At 62.5% G+C, this 15,681-nt stretch carries 15 protein-coding genes; 10 read left to right on the forward strand and 5 right to left on the reverse strand.

Going from position 1 to position 15,681, the window contains the following annotated elements; genetic code table 11:
• Positions 1-18 precede the first annotated feature (18 nt).
• The gene (locus ESZ00_RS17265) at positions 19-564 is read right to left on the reverse strand and encodes a TetR/AcrR family transcriptional regulator (RefSeq protein ID WP_129209619.1); all 546 of its coding nucleotides are present in this window, start codon (positions 562-564) and stop codon (positions 19-21) included.
• Between the two features lie 117 nt (positions 565-681).
• Here ESZ00_RS17265 and ESZ00_RS17270 point away from each other — a divergent pair, with 117 nt between their 5' ends.
• From ESZ00_RS17270 to ESZ00_RS17280, 3 genes are all read left to right on the forward strand, one after another.
• Positions 682-1,074, forward strand: a complete 393-nt coding sequence (locus tag ESZ00_RS17270; protein WP_129209621.1) for a nuclear transport factor 2 family protein — start codon at positions 682-684, stop codon at positions 1,072-1,074.
• Positions 1,075-1,441: 367 nt separating this feature from the next.
• Positions 1,442-2,524 carry an NAD(P)H-dependent flavin oxidoreductase gene (locus ESZ00_RS17275; RefSeq protein WP_129209623.1) on the forward strand — a complete coding sequence of 361 codons (1,083 nt, stop codon included), beginning with the start codon at positions 1,442-1,444 and terminating at the stop codon, positions 2,522-2,524.
• Positions 2,525-2,725: 201 nt separating this feature from the next.
• Positions 2,726-3,160, forward strand: coding sequence for a hypothetical protein (locus tag ESZ00_RS17280; RefSeq protein WP_129209625.1), 435 nt, complete (start codon positions 2,726-2,728; stop codon positions 3,158-3,160).
• A gap of 34 nt (positions 3,161-3,194) precedes the next feature.
• On the opposite strand, the gene ESZ00_RS17285 is transcribed toward ESZ00_RS17280, so the two are convergent.
• Positions 3,195-4,802, reverse strand: coding sequence for a GGDEF domain-containing protein (locus ESZ00_RS17285; RefSeq protein ID WP_129209627.1), 1,608 nt, complete (start codon positions 4,800-4,802; stop codon positions 3,195-3,197).
• Positions 4,803-5,306: 504 nt separating this feature from the next.
• Here ESZ00_RS17285 and ESZ00_RS17290 point away from each other — a divergent pair.
• The 5 genes from ESZ00_RS17290 to rocF all read left to right on the forward strand — a co-directional run bounded on the left by ESZ00_RS17290 (position 5,307) and on the right by rocF (position 11,364).
• Entirely contained in the window at positions 5,307-5,693 is a 387-nt protein-coding gene (locus tag ESZ00_RS17290) for a BlaI/MecI/CopY family transcriptional regulator (RefSeq protein ID WP_229741143.1), read from the forward strand.
• Positions 5,690-7,426 (forward strand): M56 family metallopeptidase, encoded by a 1,737-nt coding sequence (locus ESZ00_RS17295; protein WP_129209629.1) that lies wholly within the window; start codon positions 5,690-5,692, stop codon positions 7,424-7,426. The genes ESZ00_RS17290 and ESZ00_RS17295 overlap by 4 nt, the downstream gene beginning before the upstream one ends.
• Positions 7,427-7,632: 206 nt before the next feature.
• Entirely contained in the window at positions 7,633-8,451 is an 819-nt protein-coding gene (locus ESZ00_RS17300) for a sugar phosphate isomerase/epimerase family protein (RefSeq protein ID WP_129209631.1), read from the forward strand.
• 255 nt (positions 8,452-8,706) lie between these two features.
• Positions 8,707-10,047, forward strand: coding sequence for an asparagine--tRNA ligase (gene asnS / locus ESZ00_RS17305; protein ID WP_129209633.1), 1,341 nt, complete (start codon positions 8,707-8,709; stop codon positions 10,045-10,047).
• 339 nt (positions 10,048-10,386) lie between these two features.
• On the forward strand, positions 10,387-11,364 hold the full coding sequence (rocF, locus tag ESZ00_RS17310) for an arginase (RefSeq protein ID WP_129209635.1): 978 nt from the start codon (positions 10,387-10,389) through the stop codon (positions 11,362-11,364).
• An 85-nt stretch (positions 11,365-11,449) separates the two neighbouring features.
• Here rocF and ESZ00_RS17315 read toward each other — a convergent pair whose 3' ends face one another.
• Entirely contained in the window at positions 11,450-11,746 is a 297-nt protein-coding gene (locus tag ESZ00_RS17315) for a GIY-YIG nuclease family protein (RefSeq protein ID WP_129209637.1), read from the reverse strand.
• A gap of 275 nt (positions 11,747-12,021) precedes the next feature.
• Between ESZ00_RS17315 and ESZ00_RS17320 the strand changes: the two genes are divergently transcribed.
• Positions 12,022-13,251, forward strand: a complete 1,230-nt coding sequence (locus tag ESZ00_RS17320) for a D-alanine--D-alanine ligase family protein (RefSeq protein ID WP_129209639.1) — start codon at positions 12,022-12,024, stop codon at positions 13,249-13,251.
• Positions 13,252-13,478: 227 nt separating this feature from the next.
• On the opposite strand, the gene ESZ00_RS17325 is transcribed toward ESZ00_RS17320, so the two are convergent.
• Both ESZ00_RS17325 and ESZ00_RS17330 read right to left on the reverse strand, forming a co-directional pair.
• Complete coding sequence (locus tag ESZ00_RS17325; RefSeq protein ID WP_164981585.1) at positions 13,479-14,396, reverse strand: SDR family NAD(P)-dependent oxidoreductase; 918 nt, start codon at positions 14,394-14,396, stop codon at positions 13,479-13,481.
• Between the two features lie 50 nt (positions 14,397-14,446).
• Positions 14,447-15,013 carry a TetR/AcrR family transcriptional regulator gene (locus tag ESZ00_RS17330; RefSeq protein ID WP_129209641.1) on the reverse strand — a complete coding sequence of 189 codons (567 nt, stop codon included), beginning with the start codon at positions 15,011-15,013 and terminating at the stop codon, positions 14,447-14,449.
• Positions 15,014-15,152: 139 nt separating this feature from the next.
• Here ESZ00_RS17330 and ESZ00_RS17335 point away from each other — a divergent pair, with 139 nt between their 5' ends.
• Complete coding sequence (locus ESZ00_RS17335) at positions 15,153-15,605, forward strand: hypothetical protein (RefSeq protein ID WP_129209643.1); 453 nt, start codon at positions 15,153-15,155, stop codon at positions 15,603-15,605.
• Positions 15,606-15,681: the final 76 nt, after the last annotated feature.

The following is a 15,681-nucleotide window of genomic DNA, read 5'->3' on the forward strand; positions in this document are numbered from 1 at the left end:
CAAACTGCCCGATCCATATCATCGGCGGCGTCGAGCGTTGGAAATCAGAGCCCGGACATGCGCGGCCTGCGCCTGCCGGATCGATGCCGGCGAAAGGCCTCCCGCCATCATGTCCTCGACAAGATCGATATGGATCGCCGCCAGCAAAACGTGCGCGGCATAGCCTGCATCGTCCTCCGTGATCGCCCTTGCCGCACGCTCGATAAAGTGCTGCAGCAGACCGTGCATCCATCTGTAATGCTCCGATTGAAGCAGGCCCGGACCGAACTCGAGCGCGCGGATGAGATGACGGTTTTTCAACTTGAACAGGAGCAGCGCGTCGAGGAACGCCACCGCCCGCTCCTGCGGCAATGCTCCCGGCCCAAGCGGCGGATCGCCTTTTTCCACGCCGCTCCGGAGCGCTGCCAGCTTTCGCGCCCACAGCTCCCTGAGAAGCCCCTCGCGGTTGCCGAAGGCGCGGAACAGCGTTCCCTTCCCCGTGCCGGCTTTGGCTGCAATGGCATCCATCGTTACGGCTTGCGGAGAATCGGCATCGGCGAAGAGCGCGGCGGCCGCATCGAGCACCCGCTCCGTGGAGATCGCCGGTCGCCCACGCCGCACTTTTATATTTTCGGACTCACAGTCCGATATGCTAGGCTTCTTTTTAGGACTCACAGTCCGTAATTCTATTCGAGGTTCGTCATGTCAGCTACTTCTTCGCTGCCCGGATGGCTCGCCCGCGCCATCGGTGCGCTGCAGGATGGGAATATCGGCGGCTGGATGGAAATCTACACGCCCGACGCTATCCACGAGTTTCCGTTCGCTCCCACAAACGCGCTACGCCGCCTTGAAGGACGGGACGACATCGCGGCCTATATGAGCCAGATTCCGGCCCGCATCCGCTTCGGCTCGCTCAGCGATATCCGTGTGCGCGAAGCCGGCGACGAGCTCATCGTCGAAGCCACTGGCCATCACCGGCGCGTCGCGGACGACACGCCAAGAGAAATCAGCTATGTCTGGTTCATAACCTTGCGCGACGGCCGAGTGGCGCACTTCCGCGACTACATGAATCCGTTGCAGCTCTCGACGCTCTAGGTTGTATCCCCATAGAGATGGTCTGAAAAGAAAGAACGTACCCTTATCGTTGTCATCCCGACCGGAGCGAACCGGGGTCCCCGGCGCGCCCGATGTTGGTGCGCTGGGGTGGGGAAGCGCAGTGGAGGGACCTGCGGTTTTGTTTAGCCCCGCAACACTCCAGCTCGCGACCAACGGGAGCGGAAGCCGAAGGCGAAACGCCCTGCGCGGAGCAGCCGCAGGACGATACAACTGTCCTGCTCCGGTCGAAATGACAGGTCCCTGCTTGAGCTATATGGGGATACGATCTGAGCCCTCTTCCATCGACGAGCAGAATCGCTGCCGCGAAGCACCTCAACGGCGACGCAAACAAAGCTAAGATTTCTACATGGGACAGAGGTTTTACGAAAGCCCTCTCCATCGCTCTCTTCGCTTTGCGGCACGCGCCGGGGCCACGCTGCCCGTGTTCATGGCTCCGATGTCCGGCGCGTCGCCGGTTTCGCTCGCCTCCGCGATCGCCAATGCGGGAGGCATGGGCGCATGCGGCGCGCTCCTGATGTCTCCCCAGGCGATCTCTTCCTGGGCAGACGAATTCCGGCAGCACAGCAGCGGTCCGTTCCAGATCAATCTCTGGGTGCCCGATCCGCCTCCGGTCCGCGATGCCGCAGCGGAAGAACGTCAGCGCGCCTTTCTCGGCTCCTGGGGACCGGAAATTCCCGCGGACGCAGGCGATACGCCGTTGCAGGACTTCGAAGCACAGTGTCTTGCCCTGCTACAGGCAAAGCCTCGCGTCATCTCGTCGATCATGGGTCTCTTCCCGCCCTCCTTTGTCGACGAGATGAAGGCGCAGGGCATCCTCTGGTTTGCAACGGCGACCACCGCGGCAGAAGCACGCGCAGCCGAAGCAGCAGGCGCGGACGTGATCGTTGCCCAGGGCGCGGAAGCCGGGGGCCATCGTGGCGCATTCCATGCCGCAAACGCGGAAGCAGAAGCCGTAGGCCTCTTCGCATTACTGCCGCAGGTCTGCGACGCGGTGTCTCTTCCAGTCATTGCGACAGGAGGCATCTCGGATGGCCGGGGCATCGCAGCAGCTCTGGTCCTGGGCGCAAGCGCCGTCCAGATCGGCACAGGTTTTCTGCGCACACCCGAAGCCGGGATTCATCCCACCTATGCGGACAGGCTGGAGAAGACAGAAGCGCATGACACGCGCCTCACCCGGGCCTTCTCAGGGCGTACCGGCAGAGCCGTCCGCACCCGCTATGTCGAAGAAGCGGCAGCCAGAGGACCAGCGCCGGCTCCATACCCCGTGCAGCGGGCTCTCACGCGCAGCATGCGGGACGAAGCCGCCGCCCAGAATGATCCGGAGCGTATGCAGATGTGGGCCGGTCAGGCTACCTCTCTCGCCAGGCCGTTGCCCGCCGCCACTCTCCTGCAAACCTGGTGGGAAGACGCATTGACCTATCTCCGCTAGGACGTATCCACATAGAGCCACGAGAAAGGGTTGTCATTTCGACCGGAGCAAACCGGGGCCCCCGCCGTTGGCACGATGGGATGGTGAAGCGCAGTGGAGGAACCTGCGGTTTTGTTTGCTCTCTCATCGAGACTTCTTCCAAATTTTTCCCGTCTGTCGAGGTATAGGCAACGCGTCGTACAGGGAGCACCGGGAGCCGTCATGAAGAAAGCAGCCAGAGCAATCATCCTCGCCATGTGCAGCATCGTGCTGCTCGGAAAGGCGCTCAGTGCCGCAGCGCAAAGCGCGCAGCAGCCTCCCTCCGCAAGCCAGGAACTTCAAGCCATTCACTCCCCGCAATCTATCGATCAGGAGCTCGCGCGGCTCACAAAGGATCTCGAGCTCACCCCTGAGCAGCAGAAGCAGGTCCGGGTTCTTCTTGAGGAGCATCACGACAGGATTCAAGCCCTGCTCGACAAGAATCCAGCCTCATCCCGCGAAAGCCTCGGCCCACAGATTCACGCGATCAGCGATGAGACCCATCACCAGATTCACGCCCTGCTGAACGACCATCAGAGAGAGCTGGAAAGCCAGATGCAACAACGGGAAAACAACGGAGAAGAAGCCCGAAGGCCTGCCCCACCGAATGCGCACTGAGCCATTGCGTTGCTCGATGGAGGCATAACCGGCTCTAGGGAATATCGGCAAAGAGATTCGGATCGCGGCCTATCCGGGGAAAGCTCTCCACCGCAGACAGCACATCCATCGCATCCATGCTGCTCAGGTCGATGAGGCGCACGCAATTGCGGCCGTCGGCCTTCGCGCGATACAGCGCCGCATCCGCCCAGCGAAGCAGCGTTCCAAACTCGATGCGATGTCCCTGCACCGCGGCGACGCCGACGCTGACCGTAGCCTTTTCGAGAGCGCCATCGTGCTTCGCATCGCGAAACAGGGACGCCTCGAAATCCAGGTCCGCGATCTTCTTCCTGAAGCTCTCGGCGGCATCCTGAGCCTGCGCCGCGGTCACTCCCGGCAGCATCGCAGCAAACTCGTCTCCTCCCAGCCGCGAGCAGCAGGCCCCTTCGATCCGGCCGATCACATCCTGCAGCACTTCCGCCACCCGGCAAAGCACAGCATCGCCGGAGTGATGTCCGAACCGATCGTTAATCCCTTTGAACGAGTCCGTATCGATCAGCATCACGACGACCGCCGGAGGCTCGGGAGCAGCCAGGCAGCTCAGAACCTGCCGCTCGAACCAGCGCCGGTTGCCGATGCCGGTCAAAGGATCGGTGATGGCCAGAGTCTCCATCTGCCGCGCCTGCACCTGCAGCCGCTGCTGCTCGCGCAGCAGCAGGGAATAGAACACGTGCGTTCGCACCGCATAACAGGTGACGATCAGAACCAGGAAGAACACATACCAGACAAGATGCCGCTGCAGGACAAACAGGGCCACAGCCGCGGTCCCGATGGCGAGAATCGAAGCCTGCATATTGCCGATGAAGGCCCATTCCAGGGGGCTTGCCCCGGTCTGTGGTCCGGTTTGGGGCCTGGGCGGCTTGCGCAGGGCGAACTCGCAAAGCAGGATCTCGGGCAGCGGCCCCAGCAGGTCCGTGGGCAGCAGGTAGGGCTTGGGCAGCAGCGTGTAGTCCACGATGTCGATGAGAAACCGGATGACAACGCCGGCCCAGAGATAGATCGTGACCGCCCGGAAGAATCCGCGCAGCGCCTCCGAGGTGTTGGAGACAGCGGCGGCCTGCGCAATGCAGGCGAACAGGAAGAAGAGGAGGAAGTTCAGCGCCTGGCGAAGCTCACCGTGCCCGAAACTCTGCCCGCTCTGCTCCGCCGGAAACAGAGTCGCGACGCAGAGGACGAGCAGCGTCGCATCCAGCGCCCGCACCCGCCAGTCCTCTTCCCAGCGAAAGAAGGAAACCGCCAGCAGGATGAGCCCCAGCCTGAGACTGAAGTTGGCAGAGCGGATCCCCTCGTGGATCTGCTGAGAAAACAGTCCCGTCTTCGGATAGACCGAATGAAAATGACCGAGAGTCAGGTACCCGTAAAAGAAGGAGGCGAGAAACACCACTGCGCTCAGCAGCCGCCATTGCCGTTCCGCGCCGGGATTGCGTCGCGCCGCGACCAGGCAGCAGACCCCTGCCAGCAACCCTATGACCAACTGGCAGGGGTACATGAAGTAGTAGTCGGGATACGGCTTGACGAGCGGCGACAGCAGCGGCGCGAGCGCGAGCAGCAACAGGACCGTGCGCCGCAGCCCCCATTCCGGCAGCCGCCAGCGATGCATCATCCCCCGGGGTACAGGATCCTCTCTCACCTTACACTCCACATCGCGTCCTGCATGAGGGGCAGGATCGATGGTCTGCTTTCATACTCCCGAGACGACGCATCTGCCCAGCCAGGCCATGCATGCGCTACCAGCTCTCAGTGTAGAGACGGAGCGTCACCCCCTCAATCCCCCAAAGAGGCAGGTTGGCCTCGCAGCACCATCCCAGTCCCGCAACCAAAGGAAGCGGAGGTCGCAGGCGAAAGGCCCGGACGGACAGTCCCGCGACCAACGGGAGCAGAGGCCAAAGGTAAAAGGCCCTGCGCGAAGCAGTGAGAAAGTACGAATCTCCTAGAAATCCCAAAGCCTGTCATCCCGAGCGAGCAACGCGAGTCGAGGGACCTGCGGCTCCGCTGAGTCAGCCGCCTCAGACCTTCCATCCATAGCTTCCCTGAAAAAATAAATCCACAGATTGCCTGTTCGCCTACACAAGTAGTAGGATTCGCATACACAAGTAGGAGGAACGGCGTGAGCGGCACAGTGAAGCTATCCAAGCTGGAATACCAACTGATGGATATCCTCTGGAACTGCGGGGCAAGCTCTGTGCGCGACATCCAGCAGGCTCTCCCCGCGAAACGCCGCCCGGCTTATACCACCGTCCAGACCACCGTCTTCCGCATGGAGGCGAAGGGCATCGTCGGCCGCGCAGGCCAGTCCGGCAACGCTTATCTCTTCCGGCCCCTCATCACCCGCGAGAACGCGCAGCATGCCCTGATCGAAGACCTGCTTTCCATCTTTGGAGGCCGCTCAGAACCTGTCATGGCCCATCTCGTCAACTCCGGCCGTCTCTCGCTCAAAGATGTGAGAGAGGCAGAAGCCGCTTTGAAAGCCAGAAGATCAGGAAAACATTCGTGATCAACGGCGAGAGCATTCCGGTCGGCCTCGAGCAGGGCACCCTGAATCACCTGTGGCAATCGACTGTTGTCGTCCTCCTCGTGTGGATTTTGACCGCCACCTTCAGGAGCAACCGCGCGAGCCTGCGCTACGCGCTCTGGATGACGGCTTCTGCAAAATTTCTTCTGCCGTTCTCCTTGTTGATCGCCATCGGCCATGCGATCCGCCCGATCTCGACGGCTACTGCGCCAGGTACTCCCGTGAGCAGCGCGCTATGGCACTCCGTACAGCCCTACACCCTGCCCACAGTGACAGATACAGCCGCATCCCTGGTGACCACGCATGCGCACAGGACCACAGAACATCTCTGGCGCTTCGCGTTCTCTTTGTGGATAGCCGGAGCGCTCGTGATGCTCCTCTCCTGGCTTCGCAACTGGCTCAGCCTGCGCGCCATTGCGCGCCGCGCCCGGCCGATTGGAGAAGTCGCCGGCGTCCCACTGCTGCAATGCGAAGGCTCTATCGAGCCCGGAGTTTTCGGCGCCATCCGCCCGCGCATTCTCATTCCGAAAGACCTTCTCGAGCGCATCTCCATGCAGGAACTCGAAGCGATTTATGCGCATGAGCTGTGCCATGTCCGCCGCCGCGACAATCTCTCCGCAGCACTGCACGCCATCGTGCATATCCTCTTCTGGTTTCACCCCGCAGTATGGCTCATTCGAGCAAGACTCATCGACGAGCGAGAGCGCGCCTGCGATGAGCACGTCGTTACAGAAGGCAGCGACGCCGAAATCTACGCGATGAGCATCCTGAACGTGTGCAGGTTCTATGTCGAAGCCCCTGCGCAGGCCATGGCCGGCGTCAGTGGCGGCAGCCTCAAACACCGCATCGAGCGCATCCTGGATGGCCTCTCGCATCGCGAGCTCACCCGCGCGCGCAAGCTGACCCTCGCCGCCGCGGTAGTCTGCGTTATCGGCCTGCCTCTCACCGCCGGCCTCATGAATATCCACTCCGTGCATGCTCAGACAGAGCAGGAACCCTCTTTACCCGGTGCCGGCGATCATGCGAAAGCCTTCGACGTGGCCACCGTCCGCCCCTCTCATCTCACCAGTGGATGCGCCAGCATGCTGCCGCCTGGCAGCACGCATTACAGTGTCACGTGCATGGACCTGCGCGTGCTCATCGCCATGGCCTACGGCGTCAACAGCCACCGCGTCGATGGCCCGTCGAAGGAACTCGACCGCTATTACGACATCAACGCCAGCACCGGCAATCATCCGTGGCAGCAGACGGATATCGCCCCCATGCTCCAAACCCTGCTTGCCGAGCGGTTCCACCTGAAGGTTCACATCATCGAGCGGCCTGTCGACGGCTTTGCCATGGTCGTCGCCAAAGGAGGCCCCAGGCTGAAGCAGACCTCAGCGGCCAATGTGAATGAAGCTCAAGCCATCCATGCCGGCCAGGGAGCACCCAACTTCATCGCGCGAGGCATGGTCCAGGGGACCGCGGCAAGCCTGCGCCAGATCGCCTCGCTACTCAGCTTCCCTGCCGGCGCCCCTGTCGTCGACCATACCGGCCTGCAGGGTTTCTACGATGTCTCACTGCACTTCGCCCCGGATGACGACAAGGACTCCGACCAGCCCGGCTTTTTCTCCGCCGTCGAAGAGCAGCTCGGACTGAAGCTCCAGCCGGCCAAGGTACCGGCCACGTTCCTCGTCGTCGATCACGTGGACGCCAATCCCTCGCTGGACCAGTAGACCGCCGGGAACCCCACATCTCGACTCTGACACACGCATTCGCAGATCAAAGGATCGCGACCAAAGGGAGCGGAGGCCGAAGGCGAACCGCCCTGCGCGAAGCAGCCGAAGGCGGATCGCCCTGCGCGAAGCAGCCGGGACGGCCAGTCCCCCCTTGCGCTCTGCCGGATGAGAGAATAACCTCAGAGGTTTTGCAGGTCTCATCCATGCTGAAAGTCATCTCGACGCACGTCTTTCTCCGCAATCGCCTCCATCCCGGGCTCCTTGAATCGCTGCAGAAATCCGGTGCCCAGGGAGTCGAGCTCTTCGCCGCACGCCAGCACTTCGATTACAGCGACCGCCATGCCGTCCGCGATCTGGGAAACTGGTTCCGCTCGAACCCGCTTGAGGCGTTCTCCATGCACGCCCCGCTCTTCCCCGACTATGAGATGGGCCGCGCCGGCGCGCCCGCCGTCAACGTCCTGCATCCCGACAAGGCACGCCGCATCGACGCCATGGACGAGATCAAGCGCGCCCTCGAAGTCGCCGAACAGATCCCGTTCCGGTATCTGATCCTGCACCTCGGCGAGCGCGAGGACCGCTGGAGCCCGCGCACCCTCGAGTTCTCGCTGACCGCGCTCGAGCACCTGCGCGCCTTCGCCAACCCGCTCGGCGTCAAGCTCCTCGTCGAGAATCTGCAGGGCGACGTCACACGCCCCGAGAACATCCTCGAGATCCTGAACACCGGCCACTTCGAGGACATCGGCGTCTGCCTCGACACCGGCCACGCGCATCTCGGCGAAGGCTTCACCGCAACCTTCGAAGCGCTCAAGCCGCGCATCCGCTCGTCGCACATCCATGACAACCACGGGCAGAAGGACGAGCACCTCTGGCCCGGCGACGGCACCCTCAACTGGGACGACGTCTACACCGGCCTGAAGGCCGCGCCGCAGTCGCCCGCCGGCGTCCTCGAAATTCACTACGCCTTCGAAGACACCCCGGAAACCATTGCGCAGAAGGCCGCGAAGGCCTTCGAAAAGTTTTAGAGAAGCAAGCAGTCAGTCACAAAACCGGCCAGCAGTCAGCAGGAACTTACACAGGAACGAACCCAGGGTGCCCCACGTCTCGATTCTGAGACGTGGGAAAGCAAGACCCCGGCCGGGTGCCCCATCCAAGCTCCGCTTGGGTGGGAAGGCGCCAACCTTAAACGTTACGTTGTCATTCCGACCGGAGCGAAGCGAAGTGGAGGAACCTGCAGTTTTCCTCCGGCACCGGCAACAAATCAGACTTAGGAAATCCGCATGACCGAACCAACGAACATCGCCCCGCTCACCACCATCGCCAAAATCGGCGACTACGACGGCCAGACCGTCACCCTGCGAGGCTGGCTCTACAACCTGCGCGAGAGCGGCAAGCTGCTCTTCCCCATCTTCCGCGACGGCTCGGGGACCATCCAGGGCATCGTGCCCAAGGCCGCCGTCACGCCCGAAGTCTTCGACGCCATCAAGGGCCTCACCCAGGAGTCGTCGGTCATCGTCACCGGCAAGGTCCGCGCCGACAAGCGCGCCCCGGGCGGCTATGAGCTCGATGTCGAGAATGTCGAAGTCATCCAGCGCGTGCCCGAAGACGCGCCCTTCCCCATCTCGCTCAAGGAGCACGGCACCGACTTCCTGATGGAGAACCGGCACCTCTGGATTCGCACCCCGCGCCAGGCCGCCATCCTGCGCATCCGCGCCGAGATCATCAAGGCCGCGCGCGACTTCTTCGACGATCGCGGCTTCACGCTGACCGATCCGCCCATCCTTACGCCAGCCGCCTGCGAAGGCACCAGCACGCTCTTCCCCGTCGAATATTTCGGCGACGAAGCCTACCTCACGCAGTCCGGCCAGCTCTACATCGAGAGCACGGCGCTCGCGCTCGGCAAGGTCTACTCCTTCGGCCCAACCTTCCGCGCCGAGAAGTCGAAGACCCGCCGCCATCTCACCGAGTTCTGGATGGTCGAGCCGGAAGTGGCCTACTGCGACCTGGCGCAGCTCATGGAGCTGGCCGAGCAGTTCCTCAGCTTCATCGTCGACCGCGTCCTCTCGCGCCGCATGGCTGACCTCAAGGTCATCCAGCGCGATGTCGCGAAGCTTGAGACGATCAAGGCCCCGTTCCCGCGCCTCAGCTACGACGAAGCCGTGGCCATGCTCAACGACGCGCACGCCAAGGGCCTGCTCGAGCACCCCTTCGAGTACGGCAACGATTTCGGTTCGCCCGACGAGACCTACATCTCCTCGCAATTCGATCGCCCGGTGATGGTGCATCGCTACCCTGCCGCGGTCAAGGCCTTCTACATGGAGCCCGATCCCGAAAACGCGAAGTACGCGCTCTGCGTGGACGTGCTCGCACCCGAGGGCTACGGCGAGATCATCGGCGGATCGCAGCGCATCGCTTCGTACGAGCTGCTCAAGCAGCGCATCGAGGAGCACAACCTCCCGCTCGAATCCTTCCAGTGGTATCTCGACCTGCGCCGCTACGGCTCGGTGCCGCACAGCGGCTTCGGCATGGGCATCGAGCGCGCGGTGGCCTGGATCTGCGGCCTCGACCACGTGCGTGAGACGATTCCGTTTGCACGTACGTTGAACCGCATCTACCCGTAGTTCGCAGGGCTCAGGGCTCAGGGCTCAGGGCTCAGGGCTCAGGGCTCAGATAAAAGCGTAAGACGGGTGCCCCACATCTCGTTCCGTTCGAGATGTGGGTTCGCAGAATGCCGGCATCACGAAGGTCCATCCCCTCCCGCACGGCTTCGGCCGTGCCCTTTTTCTTTTCCAAAACAAATAATCTGTCATTCCGACCGAAGTGGAGGAACCTGCGGTTCTCTCAATAAGGGAGGGTCCCAAACCCGCAACCCATGGGAGCGCAATTGCCAGGACTCCCGCTCTCGTGGTCTGCTGACAGGTCGGCCCTGACGCGCATATCGGGCCGCAGGAAGCGATCTCATGTCCCGCACCGGCCCGTATATCCCCGAATCTGCCAGCTTGCACGGCGGCATCCAGTCCCACCCCACGCGCCCCATCCACATCCTCGGAGTTCCACTCGATCTCGGCGCCTCACGCCGCGGCGTCGACATGGGACCATCCGCATTGCGCGTCGCTGGCCTCGAGGCGCGCCTCGAAGCCCTCGGCCACCAGGTCACCGACGCCGGCGACGTGCACGTCCCCATCGCCGAGACCCGCCATCTCGGTGAGACCAACGCCCGCTACCTCGCCGAGATTACCGAAACCTGCACCTCGCTCGCCGCCATGGTCGAGCGAGCGCTCGAAGACGGCGCCACACCGCTGGTCCTCGGCGGCGATCACTCCGTCGCCGCGGGCACCGTCGCCGGTGTCTCCGCCTTCTATCGCCGCCGCCAGCAGAAGATCGGCCTCATCTGGATCGACGCCCACTCCGACATCAACACGCCCGCTACCTCGCCCTCGGGCAACGTGCACGGCATGCCGGTGGCAGCGCTGCTCGGCCTCGGTCCCGATGCGCTCGCAAACATCGCGAATTTCTCGCCCAAGATCGACCCCGAGAACACCGTCCTCGTCGGCGTGCGCGATATCGATCAGACCGAGAAGGAGAACATCCGCCGCGCCGGCATCTCCGAGGTCTACACCATGCGCGACATCGACGAGCGCGGTATGCGCGCCGTGATGGAAGAAGCGCTGCGCGCCGCCGGACGCGGCACCGCCGGCTATCACGTCTCGCTCGACATGGACTGGGTCGACCCCGAAGACGCCCCCGGAGTCGGCACCCCGGTCCGCGGAGGAGCCACCTACCGCGAAGCCCACTTAGCCATGGAGATACTCGCCGACCACGGCCGCCTCCTCAGCTTCGAGTTAGTGGAAGTAAACCCGGTGTTAGACGAACGCAACCGCACCGCCGACTTAGCCGTCGAGCTGATATCATCCGCGTTCGGAAAGAAGATTCTGTAACTCAAACATCTTTCAACTTAGAAAAACTCTGTCATCCCGACCGAAGCAAACGAAGTGAGCGAAGTGGAGGGACCTGCGGTTTTCTCTAGTTTCTCCAGGCTTCGCTCAAATCCACCCAGCAAGGATTCATCTTCCGAATAAGCGCCAGCTTCTTTTCTCTTCGCCAACGCTTAATCTGCTTCTCGCGCCCTATGGCATTGCGTACATCGCCAAAGCTCTCGAACCAAACGAGCCTCGTGCAGTGATATTCAGAGCTGAAGCCTTCGAGCAATCCATGCTGATGCTCATAAGTTCTTCTTTCGAGATTATTGGTAATTCCGCAATAGAGGACATGCGTCCGGCTCGCCATGAGGTAGACAAAGTAATGCCGGTCCGATGCCATGCGCTCTTTTATCGGAGCGCATGCTGAAATGCCAGTTACGGCAGTGATGTAGACAAATGCGAAACCACAGGTCCCTCCACTGCGCTCGCCTTCGGCTTGCTTCGGTCGGGATGACAGAGTTACGGACAGAAACGAAATCAAAACCGAAAATGATCTGTCATCCCGACCGCAGCGAAGCGCAGTGGAGGGACCTGCGGTTTTCTTCTCACCAGCACCACCCAGGAACCCACTCCATCACCTCCACCAACACCCACGCAAACTACACTAAACACGGAATGAAAAAACTCCGCGTAGGCGTTCTCTTCGGTGGCCGCAGCGGCGAGCACGAGGTCTCGCTGCTCTCCGCCGCCTCGGTCCTCAAGGCCATCAACCGCAAAAAGTATGAAGTCGTGCCCATCGGCATCACCAAGGCAGGCCGCTGGGTCACCGCCTCCGACGCCGAGCGTCTCCTCAACGGCAGCACTGCAGAACCCGCAAAGCAGCTCCCGGCCTCGAATTTAAGGGCCGGCGATCCCGAATCGACCACCGCCGCAGCCGTGCTCGCACGCGTCGAGTCGGTCATCGTGCCGCCCGTGCCCTCGCAGGGCAAATCCAGCACGCTGATCCCGTTCGAAACGGAAGCGAAGCCGCTCGAACTCCAGGCCACAGCGGCTCAGGGCTCCGTGCTCAATCTCGACGTGATCCTGCCCGTCCTGCACGGCACCTTTGGCGAGGACGGCACCATCCAGGGCCTCTTCGAGCTGGCCGACATCGCCTACGTCGGGTCTGGCGTTTTAGGTTCCGCCGCCGGCATGGACAAGGACGTGATGAAGAAGCTCTTCGCCGCCGCAAAGCTGCCCATGGTCAGGCACGTCAGCTTCCTGCGCGCCGACTGGGAGTCGAAGCCGAAGAAGGTCATCGCCCAGGTCGAGGCCGCGCTCAAGTATCCGCTCTTCGTCAAGCCCGCGAACCTCGGCTCGTCGGTCGGCATCAGCAAAGTGCATGACCGCACCGAGCTTGCCCCCGCCATCGATCTCGCCGCCAGCTTCGACCGCAAGATCGTCATCGAGCAGGGCGTCGGCGGTAAGCGCGGCAAAGCCCGCGAGCTCGAAGTCGCCGTCCTCGGCAACGACACCCCCGAGGCCTCGGTCGTCGGCGAGATCGTGCCCGGCAAGGAGTTCTACGACTACGAGGCCAAGTACCTCGCCGAAGGCTCCTACCCCGTCATCCCAGCCAAGATCACCAAGACACAATCGAGGCAGATCCGCGAGATGGCCATCGCCGCCTTCCGCGCCTGCGACTGCTCCGGCCTCGCCCGCGTCGACTTCCTCATGGACCCCGTGACCTCGAAGAGCCCGAAGATCTACCTCAACGAGATCAACACGCTCCCCGGCTTCACCAGCATCAGCATGTACCCCAAGCTGTGGGATGCCTCCGGCCTGAAGTATCCCGACCTGATCGACCGCCTGATCGCGTTAGCCCTCGAGCGCCGCGCCGAAAAGCAACGCACGCAGTACAGCCGGTGATACAGCTTTTAGCTTCTAGCGAAGAACCCCGCGTACCCCACCCATGACCCGCACTTGGTCATGGGTGGGTCTCCGAAGAATCGTCTTCTAAAAAACCGACTGTCATCCCGACCGAAGCGAGCAACGCGAGCGAAGTGGAGGGACCTGCGGTTTCCTCCACAAGCAAGAATCCCAGCTCGCGACCAATGAAAGCGGAGGCCGAAGGCGGATCGCCCTGCGCGCAGCACCTAGAGCAGCAGAGCCCGCGTCTCCGCCATCACGCGGGCCCGGAACTTCGCGTCCCGCACCTGCGCGGAAGCCGTCATCGGCTGCCCCTCGTCGTCGTAGTACACGCCGGTCGCGTCCGCCTCGTTCCGCAGCGCCTTCGCAATCACCCGTCCCGCCAGCTTCGGTGTGCTCCAATACTTGATATACGGCGCCATCAGCGAGAGCAATGGCAGCATCACCCTCCGCACCACAACATTCGCCTCGCGCCCCAGGCGCGTACCCGGACTGAAGCCCGGCTCTACCGCATTCACCCGCAGCCGCGGATTCTCCCGCGCAAACGCGAAGGCCGCCGCCAGGTTGCACTGCTTCGACGTGGCATACGCATCCGAGCCCGGCCTCGCCGATCCCCCCGGCTCCCACTCGCCCCGCGCGCTCGCCTCGGCCGAAATATACCGGCCGCCGCGAAAGCCGGACTTGTACGCAGGCACACGCGCGATGTCTTCTACGCCCGAGGCCACAAACACCACGTTCGCCCCATCCGGCAGGTGCGGCAGCAAGGCCTCGGTCAGCACAAATGGACCAAGATGGTTCGTCGCATACGACATATCCCAGCCGCGTGAGTTCTTCGTCGCGCGCAGCTGGTAGATGCCGGCATTGTTCACCAGCCCGGCCAGCGGCAACCCCAACCCCGCAATCTCCGCCGCCGCATGCCGGACGCTCGCCATCTCCGACAGATCGCACACCACCGTCACAGCCTGCCCGCCTCTGCGCGCAATCGCCCGCTTCGTCTCCTCCAGCCTGCCGCGGTCGCGCCCTGCCAGCACAACCGTGCCGAACTTCGCCACCTCGAAGGCCGCCGCGCGTCCAATGCCCGAAGTCGGCCCGGTGATGACGTATGCTCCACGTCCCGACAGCTCCACGCTCGCATTTCGCTCCATCTCTTTCTCCTTTTATGACTGACTAGTCAGTCATTTCCTGCTCCAAAAAATCACGCAATCGCCCGCCACATGGCCTCGAATCCTGATTTGCAGTGCTTCTTCGCGTTCTCCGTATCCTGTGTCATGAAATCCATCGTCGCCTCGGCCATCGCATTCATCAGCGCGGCCACAAACGCCCTCGGAGCCTTCTTCATCGCGCCCTGGGCGCGGCTCCGCTCCAACAGATCGGCAATGCCGGCCATCACCCTGTGTCCGGCCTCGCGAGTCTCCGGCGTGATCTCGTCGGATACCGCAAGCTGCGCCAGCGCCCGTCGCTTCTCCGGAAATTCGACCGCCCAGTACATCCACTTCTGCCAGACATGGAAAAACTGCTCCTGCAGCTCCGCGCCGGCAGGCAGATCATGCATCGCGCCCTCCGCCATCTCGGTCTTTATCGCGAGATACAGCGCATTGAACAGCACGGCCTTGGTTTCGAAGTAGGTAAAGAGCGAACCGTTCGCAACCCCGGCCTCCTTCGCAATACCAGCCGTCGGTGCGCCCAGCCCCTGCGCGACGATCACACGCGTCGCCGCCGCAAGAATGGCGCTCCGCTTGTCTTCGCTCCTCGGCCTCGGCATGAATCCATCCTATGGATAAGCGTCCAGACAGTCAATTATATGACTGTAAGGAACCTGCGGGTCGCATGCGGTGTCAGAATAGAGAGAAGGTGTGCGCACTCATCCACACACCAAGGAAGCCCTTGCTGAAAGGAACACGATGACTCTGCTCGACGCCCCTGCCTATAATGCCCGGAAGGCACGGCTGATCCGCAATATTTCCATCACCACCTTCATTGTCATCGTCGTGCTTGGCGTGAGCGGCTTCCTGCTACGCCACTGGCCGGCCGAGCACCGGCTCAACACCTTCTTCGCCGCCGTCGAGTCGCAGGATATGAAGAAGGCCTACGGCATCTGGAACCACGACCCCGACTGGGAGCAGCACCCGCAGCAGTACAAGGACTACAGCTTCGCCACCTTCTCCAAGGACTGGGGTCCGGCCAGCGATTACGGCATCATCCGCTCGCACACCATCCTGATGACCGCCTCGGTCGGCAACGGCACCGTGATGGGCGTGGACATCAACGGAGGCAAGACCCCGATCTTCCTCCGCGTCGACAACAAGACCAAGACGGTAGGATTCTCCCCGGTAGAGCTCTACACCGGCCCGTAAAGACGGCTTCCAGCCTCTGCAGAATCTTGCCTTTCTTTTCCCGGAGAGGGATCGCAGGGCGAGAATTCTAAAAAAC

The sequence above is a fragment of the Silvibacterium dinghuense genome, from assembly GCF_004123295.1.
Classification (GTDB): domain Bacteria; phylum Acidobacteriota; class Terriglobia; order Terriglobales; family Acidobacteriaceae; genus Silvibacterium; species Silvibacterium dinghuense.

What these genes read in the sequence shown, in the direction of transcription:
- ESZ00_RS17270 (WP_129209621.1), top strand. Translation starts at nt 682, where the DNA reads ATGTCAGCTACTTCTTCGCTGCCCGGATGGCTCGCCCGCGCCATCGGT.
- ESZ00_RS17275 (WP_129209623.1), top strand. Translation starts at nt 1,442, where the DNA reads ATGGGACAGAGGTTTTACGAAAGCCCTCTCCATCGCTCTCTTCGCTTT.
- ESZ00_RS17280 (WP_129209625.1), top strand. Translation starts at nt 2,726, where the DNA reads ATGAAGAAAGCAGCCAGAGCAATCATCCTCGCCATGTGCAGCATCGTG.
- ESZ00_RS17285 (WP_129209627.1), bottom strand. Translation starts at nt 4,802, where the DNA reads ATGATGCATCGCTGGCGGCTGCCGGAATGGGGGCTGCGGCGCACGGTC.
- ESZ00_RS17300 (WP_129209631.1), top strand. Translation starts at nt 7,633, where the DNA reads ATGCTGAAAGTCATCTCGACGCACGTCTTTCTCCGCAATCGCCTCCAT.
- asnS (WP_129209633.1), top strand. Translation starts at nt 8,707, where the DNA reads ATGACCGAACCAACGAACATCGCCCCGCTCACCACCATCGCCAAAATC.
- rocF (WP_129209635.1), top strand. Translation starts at nt 10,387, where the DNA reads ATGTCCCGCACCGGCCCGTATATCCCCGAATCTGCCAGCTTGCACGGC.
- ESZ00_RS17315 (WP_129209637.1), bottom strand. Translation starts at nt 11,746, where the DNA reads ATGGCATCGGACCGGCATTACTTTGTCTACCTCATGGCGAGCCGGACG.
- ESZ00_RS17320 (WP_129209639.1), top strand. Translation starts at nt 12,022, where the DNA reads ATGAAAAAACTCCGCGTAGGCGTTCTCTTCGGTGGCCGCAGCGGCGAG.
- ESZ00_RS17325 (WP_164981585.1), bottom strand. Translation starts at nt 14,396, where the DNA reads ATGGAGCGAAATGCGAGCGTGGAGCTGTCGGGACGTGGAGCATACGTC.
- ESZ00_RS17330 (WP_129209641.1), bottom strand. Translation starts at nt 15,013, where the DNA reads ATGCCGAGGCCGAGGAGCGAAGACAAGCGGAGCGCCATTCTTGCGGCG.
- ESZ00_RS17335 (WP_129209643.1), top strand. Translation starts at nt 15,153, where the DNA reads ATGACTCTGCTCGACGCCCCTGCCTATAATGCCCGGAAGGCACGGCTG.